A 12,994-nucleotide genomic window follows, 5' to 3' on the forward strand; every position below is an offset into this window, starting at 1 on the left:
CTTTTCACTTATTCGTTTACTTGGTACCAAAAATCTTATCGCCGGCATCGCCGAGCCCCGGAATAATGTATCCGTGCTCGTTCAACCCCTGATCGATGGAGGCCGTGTACAGCTCAACATCCGGGTGCGCTTTTTCCAGTGCAGCGATACCTTCCGGTGCCGCAACCAGGACCAGCACTTTAATGCTGGTGCAGCCTGCATTTTTCAGCAGGTCGATGGTGGCGATAACGGAACCGCCGGTTGCCAGCATCGGGTCAACGATCAGCGCCATACGCTCATCGATGTTAGATACCAGCTTCTGGAAGTACGGAACCGGCTCCAGCGTTTCTTCGTTACGGTACATACCAACCACGCTGATACGCGCGCTCGGAACGTTTTCCAGTACGCCTTCCATCATGCCCAGGCCCGCACGCAGGATTGGCACAACGGTGATTTTTTTACCTTTGATTTGGTCAACTTCAACCGGACCGTTCCAGCCTTCAATGGTCACCTTTTCGGTTTCCAGACCAGCGGTTGCTTCATAAGTCAGCAGGCTGCCAACTTCCGAGGCGAGTTCACGAAAGCGTTTAGTGCTGATGTCGTTTTCACGCATCAGTCCCAGCTTGTGTTTGACGAGTGGGTGTTTGACTTCCACGATCTTCATACTCTTCTCCTTTCCTCAGACGAGTGGCAACCACAAAAAAAATCGCCGGATTATACCGCTTTTCGTCTCTGGCGCAACACTGGATACGCTTGATATGGATCAACCAAAGTCGTTTGCGTCTGGATGATGAGTATAAAACAAGCCCCGCATTATTGGCGGGGCTGGCTGTCAATACTATGAATTTTATAGATATTCAGCATTGGTCTGGATAACGTTTTGATACCATGAAAAAGATTTCTTCGGCGAGCGTGCTAACGTTCCGCTTCCGTCATTATTTTTATCAACATAGATAAAGCCGTAGCGTTTTTTCATCTCCCCCGTCCCGGCCGAGACTAAGTCAATACAGCCCCACGGGGTATAGCCCATCAGGTCCACGCCATCTTCCACTACCGCTTTTTTCATTTCGCTGATATGTGCGGCCATATAGTCAATACGATAGGAATCATCCACCGAGCCGTCGGCCTGCTGCACGTCAATCGCACCAAAGCCGTTTTCGACGATAAACAGCGGCAGTTGGTAATGATCCCAGAACCAGTTCAGCGAATAGCGCAGACCGACGGGATCAATCTGCCAGCCCCAGTCCGATTTCTGCACGTACGGGTTGGAAACCAGGCTTTTCGACTCGTCGTAGTCCAGCTGTGGGTTGTCTGCCGTGGCCTGCGTTGCGAAAGACATATAGTAGCTAAAGCCGATGTAATCGACACAACCCTCGGTCAGCGCCTGACGGTCTTCCTCGGTGATATCAAGATCAAAGCCACGCCGGGCAAAGTAGTTGAGAAGATGCTGCGGGTATTTGCCGCGCACATGGACATCGGTAAACCAGTAACGCCGGTGCATGGCGTTCATCGCCATCATCATATCGTCCGGCGCGCAGGTCAGTGGATAGATAGGACACATGGCAATCATGCACCCTATCTGCAATGCCGGGTTAATCTCACGCGCAGCCTTTACCGCCAGTGCGCTTGCCACCAGTTCATAGTGCGCCGCCTGGTACATAACCGGCTCGCGGTCTTCACCGGGCTGGTATTTCAGGCCAGAGTTAGTAAAAGGCGCGAAGTCTTCGTGATAATTTGCCTGGTTGTTAATTTCATTAAACGTCATCCAGTACCTCACTTTGTGCTGGTAACGGGTAAAAACCACTGCGGCAAAACGGACAAAGAAATCGATAAGCTTACGGTTACGCCAGCCGCCATATTCCGTCACCAGATGGTATGGCATCTCGAAATGCGACAACGTAATCACCGGTTCAATGCCATATTTCAGGCATTCGTCAAACAGGTCATCATAGAACTGCAGGCCAGCCTCATTGGGTTGCGCTTCGTCGCCTAAGGGGAAAATACGCGTCCAGGCAATCGAAGTGCGAAAACATTTAAACCCCATTTCGGCAAACAGTTTAATGTCGTCTTTATAGCGGTGATAAAAATCGATGGCGTCGTGGTTAGGGTAGTTTTTACCAGCAATCACACCGTCAGTGATTTCACGCGCCACGCCATGCGCCCCCGCCGTCATGACATCGGCAACGCTAATTCCTTTTCCACCTTCCTGCCAGCCACCTTCCAGTTGATGAGCGGCTACGGCACCACCCCACATGAAATCTGCTTTAAATCCTGACATACCCTTCCCCTATCGTGATTACTCTGCGCAAAACGCTGTTGATGAGGTCCGCAACAGAAAACAGAAACCGGTTTCAGTATGATACTGTGTATTCAGCAGGCAGGTTTCAAGCACAAGACTGTACCCGGTTTCATTTTCGTGGCGCAGTTCAAACAAATAGATAAATGATTGTAAAACGCTGAAAAAATCAGCACATAAAACTTGATGCAGAGCAGGCTCGCAAACGTTTGCTTTCCCTGTTAGAATTGCGCCGAATTTAACTTTTACTGCAAGTAAACATGTGGGGAAGCAGGCAGTGACCGATAAAACCTCTCTTAGCTACAAAGATGCCGGTGTTGATATTGATGCAGGTAATGCTCTGGTTGATCGAATCAAAGGCGTAGTAAAGAAAACTCGTCGTCCGGAAGTTATGGGTGGTCTGGGTGGCTTCGGTGCGCTGTGCGCATTGCCGCAAAAATATCGTGAACCGGTACTGGTTTCCGGCACTGATGGCGTCGGCACAAAACTGCGTCTGGCAATGGATCTGAAACGCCACGACACTATCGGCATTGACCTCGTCGCAATGTGCGTCAACGACCTCGTGGTTCAGGGCGCTGAGCCGCTGTTTTTCCTCGACTACTATGCTACCGGCAAACTGGATGTGGATACCGCAGCCAGCGTCATTAACGGTATTGCCGAAGGCTGTCTGCAGTCTGGCTGTGCGCTTGTCGGCGGGGAAACGGCTGAAATGCCGGGGATGTACCACGGCGAAGATTACGACGTGGCAGGCTTCTGCGTTGGCGTCGTCGAAAAATCAGAGATCATCGACGGTTCAAAAGTGGCTGACGGCGACGTACTGATTGCACTCGGCTCCAGCGGTCCGCACTCCAACGGCTACTCTCTGGTGCGCAAAATTGTTGAAGTCAGCGGTTGTGACCCGGAAACCACCGAGCTTGAAGGCAAGCCGCTGGCCGATCACTTACTGGCCCCGACCCGCATTTATGTCAAATCCATTCTGGAATTGATTGAGAAGGTTGATGTGCATGCCATTGCCCACCTGACCGGCGGTGGTTTCTGGGAAAATATTCCACGCGTTCTGCCAGACAACACGCAGGCTGTGATCGACGAATCTTCATGGCAGTGGCCAGCCGTCTTCAACTGGATGCAAACGGCGGGTAACGTCAGCCAGCATGAGATGTATCGCACCTTTAACTGCGGCGTAGGCATGGTTATCGCCCTGCCAGCTTCTGAAGTGGACAAAGCCCTTGCTTTGCTCAATGAGAAAGGTGAAAACGCATGGAAAATCGGTATCATCAAAGCTTCTGATTCCGAACAGCGTGTGGTCATTGAATGAAAAACATTGTGGTGCTCATTTCCGGCAACGGAAGCAATTTGCAGGCGATAATCGATGCCTGCGAACAGAATAAAATCAATGGCACCATACGTGCAGTATTCAGTAACAAGGCCGATGCGTTCGGCCTTGAGCGCGCACGCGAAGCGAATATTCCTGCACACTCGCTGGAAGCCGCCCAGTTTGCCAGTCGCGAAGCATTCGACCAGCAACTGATACAAGAGATCGACGCTTATACCCCCGATGTCGTGGTGCTGGCCGGTTATATGCGCATTCTAAGTCCGGCGTTTGTTGCTCACTATTCTGAACGATTGCTGAATATCCACCCGTCTTTATTGCCGAAGTATCCTGGCCTGCACACGCACCGTCAGGTTCTGGAAAACGGCGATGAAGAGCATGGCACCTCCGTCCATTTCGTCACCGATGAACTGGACGGCGGACCGGTTATTCTCCAGGCCAAGGTTCCGGTATTTGAAGGCGACAGCGAAGATGATGTCACGGCACGAGTCCAGGCCCAGGAACATACCATTTACCCGCTGGTGGTAAGCTGGTTTACTGATGGTCGCCTGAAGATGCGTGATAACGCAGCATGGCTGGACGGCGTTTGTCTGCCGCCACAAGGCTACGCCGTCGACGAAGAATAAAATCAACCTGTAAACCGGATCTCATCATCCGGTTTACAGGCATAAATACCTTTTCCGGTTAACATCTCCGGTATTCATCTACGCTCCCCCTTTCTCTTTGCTATCAGACGGTTTATTGTCATATTTTTCTGGCACTGTTGGACATCTGAGAGCAATGCTCGCCATAATAAATCGGTAGTGTCCCGTGAATGAAACGGAGTAAAAGTGGTAATGGGTCAGGAAAAGCTATACATCGAGAAAGAACTCAGTTGGTTAGCGTTCAACGAACGTGTACTCCAGGAAGCTGCTGATAAGTCAAACCCGTTGATCGAACGGATGCGTTTCTTAGGCATCTATTCCAATAATCTCGACGAGTTTTATAAGGTTCGTTTCGCCGAACTGAAGCGCCGAATCATTATTAGCGAAGAACAGGGTTCAAACTCTCACTCCCGCCATCTGTTAGGTAAAATCCAGGCCCGCGTATTAAAAGCCGATCAGGAATTTGACGGCCTGTACAACGAGTTGCTGCTGGAGATGGCGCGCAACCAGATTTTCCTTATCAATGAACGTCAGTTGTCGGTCAATCAACAGAGCTGGTTACGCCATTACTTCAAACAATATCTTCGCCAGCACATTACACCGATCCTGATTAACCGCGAGACGGATTTAGTTCAGTTTCTGAAAGATGACTACACCTATCTGGCGGTGGAAATTATCCGCGGCGATACGATCCGCTACGCGCTGCTGGAAATCCCTTCCGACAAGGTTCCCCGTTTTGTGAATCTACCGCCGGAAACCCCGCGCCGTCGCAAACCGATGATCCTGCTGGACAACATTTTACGCTACTGCCTTGACGACATTTTCAAAGGGTTCTTTGATTACGATGCGCTGAACGCCTATTCGATGAAAATGACTCGCGATGCCGAATACGATTTGGTGCACGAGATGGAATCGAGCCTGATGGAGCTGATGTCGTCCAGCCTGAAACAGCGTCTGACCGCAGAGCCTGTACGTTTTGTCTATCAGCGCGACATGCCCAATGCGCTGGTCGAGGTACTGCGTGAAAAGCTGACGATTTCTCGCTACGACTCGATTGTTCCCGGCGGGCGTTACCATAACTTCAAAGACTTTATTAATTTCCCCAACGTTGGCAAAGCTAACCTGGTGAACAAACCGCTGCCGCGTTTGCGCCATATCTGGTTCGATAACGAGAAGTTTCGTAACGGCTTTGACGCCGTTCGCGAACGCGACGTGCTGCTATATTATCCGTATCACACTTTTGAGCACGTTCTTGAACTGTTGCGCCAGGCCTCTTTCGACCCGAGCGTGCTGGCGATTAAAATCAACATCTACCGTGTGGCCAAAGACTCGCGCATCATTGATTCGATGATCCATGCTGCGCACAACGGTAAGAAAGTCACCGTGGTGGTGGAGTTGCAGGCTCGCTTTGATGAAGAAGCCAACATTCATTGGGCCAAGCGTCTTACCGAGGCAGGCGTTCACGTTATCTTCTCCGCGCCGGGCCTGAAAATTCACGCCAAATTGTTCCTTATCTCGCGTAAAGAAGGTGATGAAGTTGTGCGCTATGCACATATCGGGACGGGGAACTTCAACGAAAAAACGGCGCGTCTCTATACCGACTACTCGTTACTTACCGCCGACTCACGCATTACCAACGAGGTTCGTCGGGTGTTCAACTTCATCGAGAACCCGTATCGTCCGGTGACGTTCGATTATCTGCTGGTTTCTCCGCAGAACTCGCGCCGTTTGCTGTACGCGATGATTGACAAAGAAATCGCCAACGCGCAGCAAGGACAGCCTTCCGGTATCACCCTAAAACTGAATAACCTGGTCGATAAAGGCCTGGTTGATCGTCTCTATGCGGCCTCAAGCTCAGGCGTGCCAGTCAATTTATTGATTCGCGGTATGTGCTCTTTGATTCCGAATCTGGAAGGCATTAGCGACAATATTCGCGTGATAAGCATAGTTGACCGCTACCTCGAACACGACCGGGTTTATATCTTCGAAAACGGTGGCGACAAGCAGGTATACCTCTCCTCCGCAGACTGGATGACCAGGAATATCGACTATCGCATCGAAGTCGCCACCCCGCTGCTGGACCCCCGTCTTAAGCAGCGTGTGCTGGATATTATCGATATCCTGTTCAGCGACACGGTGAAGGCTCGCTTCATCGATAAAGAACTCAGTAATCGCTACGTACCACGCGGAAACCGCCGTAAGGTTCAGTCACAATTGGCGATATACGACTACATCAAATCACTCGAGCAACCTGACTAACGCTATGCCAATACACGACAAGACTCCACGACCGCAGGAATTTGCTGCGGTCGACCTTGGTTCAAACAGTTTCCATATGGTCATTGCCCGCGTGGTTGATGGCGCAATGCAGATTATCGGGCGACTGAAACAGCGCGTTCATCTGGCGGATGGCCTCGGCGAAGATAACAAGCTGAGCGAAGAGGCAATGGAGCGCGGATTAAGCTGCCTGTCGCTGTTCGCCGAACGTCTGCAGGGCTTTCCCCCATCAAGCGTATGCATCGTGGGAACCCATACTTTGCGTCAGGCGCTAAATGCGACCGAGTTTCTCAAGCGAGCAGAAAAAGTTATCCCCTACCCGATTGAGATTATTTCCGGTAATGAAGAAGCCCGACTGATTTTTATGGGCGTGGAGCACACCCAGCCGGAAAAGGGTCGTAAGCTGGTTATTGATATCGGCGGTGGTTCAACAGAACTGGTGATCGGCGAAGATTTCGAGCCCAAACTGGTGGAAAGTCGTCGTATGGGCTGCGTCAGTTTTGCTCAGATGTATTTCCCGGGCGGCGCTATTAGTCGGGAAAACTTCCAGCGTGCGCGCATGGCGGCAGCGCAAAAGCTTGAAACCTTAACCTGGCAGTTTCGCATTCAGGGCTGGAACGTTGCGCTGGGCGCGTCGGGCACGATTAAAGCGGCACACGAAGTGCTGCTGGAGATGGGTGAGAAAGATGGTTTTATCACCCCCGAACGCCTGGACAAACTGCGAACCGAAGTGCTGAAGCATGCGTCATTCGATGCGCTCAGCCTGCCGGGGCTGTCTGAAGAGCGAAAAGCGGTGTTTGTGCCGGGACTCGCGATTCTGTGCGGCGTTTTTGACGCACTGGCTATCCGCGAACTCCGCCTTTCTGATGGCGCACTACGCGAAGGCGTGCTGTATGAGATGGAAGGTCGTTTTCGCCACCAGGACGTTCGCAGCCGTACCGCGAGCAGCCTGGCGAACCAGTACAACATCGACAGCGAACAGGCCCGGCGCGTACTGGAAACGACGATGCAAATGTACGACCAGTGGCATACGCAGCAGCCAAAGCTGGCCAATCCACAACTGGAAGCGTTGCTGCGCTGGGCGGCGATGCTGCATGAGGTTGGGCTGAACATCAACCACAGCGGTTTACATCGCCACTCGGCGTATATCCTCCAAAACAGCGATTTACCGGGTTTCAATCAGGAACAACAGCTGATGATGGCAACCCTGGTTCGATATCATCGCAAAGCGGTGAAACTGGATGATTTGCCCCGCTTTACGCTGTTCAAGAAAAAACAGTTTCTGCCGTTAATTCAGCTGTTGCGCCTGGGCGTGCTGCTGAATAATCAGCGACAGGCGACCACCACGCCACCGACGCTGACCCTAATTACCGACGACAACCACTGGACCTTACGCTTTCCGCATGACTGGTTTAGCCAGAATGCGCTGGTGCTGCTCGATCTGGAAAAAGAGCAGCAATACTGGGAAGCCGTTACCGGCTGGCGACTCAAAATTGAAGAAGAGAGTTCACCCGATATCGCCGCATAAGCTCTCAGCAGGTGCCAGTTCTTCTGGCACCTGCTCTTCCAGCATTTCATGCAACGGCTGCGGTTTACCAATCAGATACCCCTGCATGTAATCAATCCCCAGCGAAATTACCGCACTGCGTATTTCTTCGCTTTCGACGTACTCCGCGACCACCAGCATTCTTTTCATCCGCGCCAGATGGCAAATAGAGGCCACGATTTGATAGTCGAGGCTATTCGAAACGATGTTGCGAATAAAGCTGCCATCAATTTTCAGGATATCGGCATTCACATTCTTCAGCCGCGCATAGCTGGCATATCCGGTACCAAAATCATCAATCGCAATCTGACAGCCCAATGATTGCAGCTGCAGTAACGTTGCCTGCGCCTGTTCCGCATTGGTTAAGGCATTGCTTTCCGTTACTTCAAAAATCAGCTGCCACGGTTCAACTTTGTACTTAATCAGCAGTTGGTTGATGTCATGCGGAAGCCGGGCCCTGCATACCGACGTGGGAGATAAGTTAATAGCAAACCGACGGGCGGGCATTTTTTCCCGATTCTGCGCCATAAACTTCAGCGTATTTTCAATCACCCACAGATCGATGCTGGATGACAATCCAAACTCATGCGCTACCGGTAAGAAGCTGTCAGGACCGATGGTTTTACCATCATCTCCCTCTAGCCGCAGCAGAATTTCGTGATAAACATCGCCGCGCACGCCTGAAATCGGCTGCGCCATCAGGAAAAAGCGATTGTGCTCCAGCGCCAGTTGCAGACGATTCATCATCGCAACCTTATCTTTCAGGTCACGTTGCAGGTGCATCACGCCTCGGCGCTGCAAATTCTCTGGCGCATTGGTCGCCAGAGAAAGCTCGGCGATGGTGCTTAACTCCCCCAGTAACAAGTAGATGTGATTAACCGGAGAACGGACATAGCAAAAACTAATCCCCACCTGCGGCTGTAAAGGCATGCCATCCCAGATAAAACGAAACTGCTTGATATGCCTGTCCAGCGCTTCAATACGCTCCTGATGCGACTCGGTGTTAAAACGCAGAACTAAATCATTACCCGATAACTGATAGACATGCTCATCTTGTTTCAGCAATGGCTTTACCCACTGGGCAAGTTTTTGCTTGTACTGGATACGCAGCATAATGCCATAATTTTTCACCAGCAGTTCCATACCCGGAACACTCAAAAAGCAAAGCACTGACCATGGCGCCTTTCTCAAATCCCGGTTCAAAGCGCGCAAATTCGGAATATGCACCATGGGGTCAAAGAAGGCCAGACGATGAGAATGTCTGGCGACAATTCTCTGGCGCGTTGCCAGTACGGCAATAAAATTCACGATGAAGGAGAAAACCAGGTAACTCGATGAGGTAATGGCAAGCTGCACATCGTAACCCGAATACCAAGGCATATAGCGTTGATAATAATGAATTGCTGTAATGAGTACGAGCATCCATATTAACGAAATAAATTTATAACCGTAACGCATTGCTCCCCATAGCATGACGGGCAGCATCAGTGACAAGGTATAATTCGTGCTAAATATTGAGCTTTTCTCATCTAGCGGCATACACAACAATGTCATTAGTATGGTCAATATAATCAGCCAGACCGCAAACTCTGTTTTGGTAACTTTGGTATCAAACTGCTGCTTTAACTGAGATAAATAACCTCTGATATACAAAGGATTACGAATCGTGCGAATGATAAAGTAGCACAGTGGAACCCCAACCAGATTCCCGGCCAGCATGGCCTGATAGTTGATCAACGTGCCGGTATTAAGGGGCATAACGCCCACCATGCCGGATTTGCTCTCATAGACGCCCACAAACGCGGCGAAATGGAAGAATAGCAGAAACAGCGTTGCCGGGCAGAAAACCTGCCAAAACATGTGCTGAAACATCAGGTGGGAGTCACCGTAAGAAACGTTATTCCGCCGGGGAGCAAAAACTTTATACCCTCCCCAACTAAGCACTATCGTAACTATAAAGTGCGAAATTATTGAGAGCATTTCAAATAACCCAACCTGCGGATATTTGTACCAGATGATGGAAATGATAATTCCTGGTAATGCCGCCCAGCCAAAAAACAACATCAGGCTAATCATCAGCGCTAAAGGCAGGTAGAAAAGAATTACGTTCCCGGTACTAATATGGGCATAGGTGTTAGCAGTGCTCAATATAGGCAACAGCAAAGAAGGCAAGATGAGAGGTAACGCCCACCATTTATCTCTAATACCAATATAATTTTTATTGAGTTTCATAGATGCTCAGTAGAATCCCGCACATCCTGCAGGGGGTATTCGGACAGGCATCCCACCTGACGTTAAAACGATAAAGTTAAATACATTAAAATGACTCATCAATTTTAGTTGTCAGCAAAGGGTGATGCTTGATACACATCAATAAATAAGTCCCTCATTAATCAATTATTACTCTTTTCATGGTTTTTTATCGTTATCTCATTATTAATGCAAATAATAATATTAATTTCCATAACATAAATAGATAAAACAACTGAAGCAATTTTACATAAGGAAAAATTGACCATTCCCTCACAGTATGCCTTAATGTGACTATCGCCCTCAGTTGGGTACACTACAAGGAACCTTTTGTGAGCCAGGTTACCAGCCTACGCAAACGACACCGATTTAACAGTCGCATGATCCGGATCGTACTGCTTATCAGCTTTCTTTTCTTCTTCGGACGCTTCGTCTACTCCGCCATAGGTGCGTGGCACCACCACCAGAACAAAAAAGAATCTCAGCAGATCACCCTACCGCAACAGGCATCTCCTGCACAAACTGACGTACGCTGATCGCTCGCGCCGAGGATACCCACAGCATTAAGATTCCTTACCGGATGGCTAATCGTCTGACATTTAACCATCCGGTAAGGGATTTGAGTAATGAAACTTCACGCAGTCTTGCCCGCCCACACGTGCTGATATATCGGATAATCAACCGTGTTTTTCGCACAAATACACCATCTTTTAATCCCACTTCACCGCGCCATTCGCGCTGATTTTTTACGTTCCAGTGTACTGGATATAAAAAAGAGACACTGCGCTCAAATAGACGCTAATTAATATCGCCAGAAAATATCACTGACTAAAACATTCATATTTAGCATAAATTTAAATGCTTATCTGAATTGTTACCGTTATTAAATTCTACAGGGTAATACCCTGAGTATTTTTCATTATTTCCGTAAATAAGAAGCGGTGTTGAATGGATCGCAGACGTTAAGTGTGTGATTAACCCTACTATCGAGCAGGACTGTCGCATCGATAAAATTCGCGCAATAAAAAGCCCTCTGTAAAAAGAGGGCTTTTACATACTACCGGTTCAGAAACCGCTAAACGGGAGGAATATTATTCCCACTCAATCGTAGCTGGCGGCTTACCGCTGATGTCATACACCACGCGGGAAATACCGTTAACTTCGTTGATAATGCGGTTAGAGACGCGGCCTAAGAAGTCATACGGCAGGTGCGCCCAGTGCGCGGTCATAAAGTCGATGGTTTCAACAGCACGCAGGGAAACAACCCAGTCGTACTTACGGCCATCGCCCATGACGCCAACGGAACGTACTGGCAGGAACACGGTGAACGCCTGGCTCACTTTGTTGTACAGGTCAGCGTTGTGCAGTTCCTCAATGAAGATAGCATCCGCACGGCGCAGCAGGTCGCAGTACTCTTTCTTCACTTCGCCCAGCACGCGTACGCCCAGACCCGGCCCCGGGAATGGGTGACGGTACAGCATGTCGTACGGCAGACCCAGTTCCAGACCAATCTTACGCACTTCGTCTTTGAACAGCTCACGCAGCGGTTCAACCAGACCCATCTTCATCTCTTTCGGCAAACCGCCCACGTTGTGGTGAGATTTGATGACGTGCGCTTTACCAGTGGCAGAAGCCGCGGATTCGATCACGTCCGGATAGATGGTTCCCTGCGCCAGCCACTTAACGTCTTCCAGCTTCAGCGCTTCTTCGTCGAAGACTTCCACGAACACGCGGCCGATGATTTTACGTTTAGCTTCCGGATCGTTCTCGCCTTTCAGCGCGTCCAGGAAACGCTTTTCACCTTCAACATGAATGATGTTCAGGCCGAAATGGTCGCCGAACATATCCATCACCTGCTGAGCTTCGTTGAGACGCAGCAGACCGTTGTCGACGAACACACAGGTCAGGTTTTTGCCAATCGCACGGTGCAGCAGCATCGCGGTGACGGAGGAGTCAACGCCGCCGGAGAGGCCGAGGATCACTTTATCAGTGCCAACCTGCTCACGAATGCGGGCAACGGCGTCATCGATAATTTTTGCCGGGGTCCACAGCGCTTCACACTGGCAGATGTCGCGCACAAAACGCTCCAGCATGCGCATCCCTTGACGGGTGTGGGTAACTTCCGGATGGAACTGCACACCGTAGAAACGTTTTTCCTCGTGCGCCATGATGGCGAATGGGCAGTTGTCGGTGCTGGCAACGGTCACGAAACCTTCCGGAATAGCGGTCACTTTGTCGCCGTGGCTCATCCACACGTCCAGCAGTGGTTTGCCGTCTGCGGTCAGAGAGTCTTCAATACCGCGGATCAGCGCGCTGTCGGTCTGAACTTCAACCTGCGCATAGCCGAATTCACGTTCGTTAGAACCTTCAACATGGCCACCGAGCTGCATTGCCATAGTCTGCATGCCGTAGCACACGCCGAACACAGGCACGCCCGCAGTGAAAACGTATTCCGGCGCACGCGGGCTGTTTTCTTCAGTGGTGCTTTCCGGACCACCGGAAAGAATGATACCGCTTGGGTTGAATTCGCGAATTTGTGCTTCCGTAACATCCCACGCCCACAGTTCACAATAGACGCCCAGTTCACGTACGCGACGAGCAACCAGCTGAGTGTACTGAGATCCGAAATCAAGGATGAGAATGCGATGTTTATGAATATTGTCTGTCATTGA

General features: G+C 50.3%; 9 protein-coding genes. 5 read left to right on the forward strand and 4 right to left on the reverse strand.

Annotated features, from left to right (window positions below; genetic code table 11):
* Nucleotides 1-16: 16 nt before the first annotated feature.
* On the reverse strand, nucleotides 17-643 hold the full coding sequence (gene upp, locus B9P82_RS06870) for a uracil phosphoribosyltransferase (RefSeq protein WP_003835110.1): 627 nt from the start codon (nucleotides 641-643) through the stop codon (nucleotides 17-19).
* Between the two features lie 183 nt (nucleotides 644-826).
* Nucleotides 827-2,257 (reverse strand): 6-phospho-beta-glucosidase, encoded by a 1,431-nt coding sequence (locus B9P82_RS06875; protein WP_101700124.1) that lies wholly within the window; start codon nucleotides 2,255-2,257, stop codon nucleotides 827-829.
* Nucleotides 2,258-2,552: 295 nt separating this feature from the next.
* Between B9P82_RS06875 and purM the strand changes: the two genes are divergently transcribed.
* The 4 genes from purM (at nucleotide 2,553) to ppx (ending at nucleotide 8,054) form a co-directional block, all read left to right on the forward strand.
* Entirely contained in the window at nucleotides 2,553-3,590 is a 1,038-nt protein-coding gene (gene purM / locus B9P82_RS06880; protein WP_065554052.1) for a phosphoribosylformylglycinamidine cyclo-ligase, read from the forward strand.
* Nucleotides 3,587-4,231: a phosphoribosylglycinamide formyltransferase gene (purN, locus tag B9P82_RS06885; RefSeq protein ID WP_065554051.1), complete on the forward strand. Its 645-nt coding sequence runs from the start codon at nucleotides 3,587-3,589 to the stop codon at nucleotides 4,229-4,231. Before purM ends, purN begins: the two co-directional genes overlap by 4 nt.
* A gap of 210 nt (nucleotides 4,232-4,441) precedes the next feature.
* Nucleotides 4,442-6,508 (forward strand): polyphosphate kinase 1, encoded by a 2,067-nt coding sequence (gene ppk1 / locus B9P82_RS06890; protein ID WP_003835119.1) that lies wholly within the window; start codon nucleotides 4,442-4,444, stop codon nucleotides 6,506-6,508.
* Between the two features lie 4 nt (nucleotides 6,509-6,512).
* Nucleotides 6,513-8,054, forward strand: coding sequence for an exopolyphosphatase (gene ppx, locus B9P82_RS06895; protein WP_046275211.1), 1,542 nt, complete (start codon nucleotides 6,513-6,515; stop codon nucleotides 8,052-8,054).
* Here the strand turns inward: ppx and B9P82_RS06900 are convergent.
* A complete protein-coding gene (locus B9P82_RS06900; protein ID WP_101700125.1) occupies nucleotides 8,034-10,304 on the reverse strand; it encodes a sensor domain-containing phosphodiesterase in 2,271 nt (756 codons plus the stop codon). The two genes, ppx and B9P82_RS06900, sit on opposite strands and share 21 nt — an antisense overlap.
* A gap of 350 nt (nucleotides 10,305-10,654) precedes the next feature.
* On the opposite strand from B9P82_RS06900, the gene B9P82_RS06905 reads away from it, so the two are divergent.
* Nucleotides 10,655-10,858, forward strand: coding sequence for a YfgG family protein (locus B9P82_RS06905; protein WP_047416419.1), 204 nt, complete (start codon nucleotides 10,655-10,657; stop codon nucleotides 10,856-10,858).
* Between the two features lie 555 nt (nucleotides 10,859-11,413).
* Here B9P82_RS06905 and guaA read toward each other — a convergent pair.
* The gene (gene guaA, locus B9P82_RS06910; RefSeq protein WP_016153990.1) at nucleotides 11,414-12,991 is read right to left on the reverse strand and encodes a glutamine-hydrolyzing GMP synthase; all 1,578 of its coding nucleotides are present in this window, start codon (nucleotides 12,989-12,991) and stop codon (nucleotides 11,414-11,416) included.
* Nucleotides 12,992-12,994 lie beyond the last annotated feature (3 nt).

The organism is Citrobacter sp. L55, from assembly GCF_002850715.1.
GTDB classification, from domain to species: domain Bacteria; phylum Pseudomonadota; class Gammaproteobacteria; order Enterobacterales; family Enterobacteriaceae; genus Citrobacter; species Citrobacter braakii.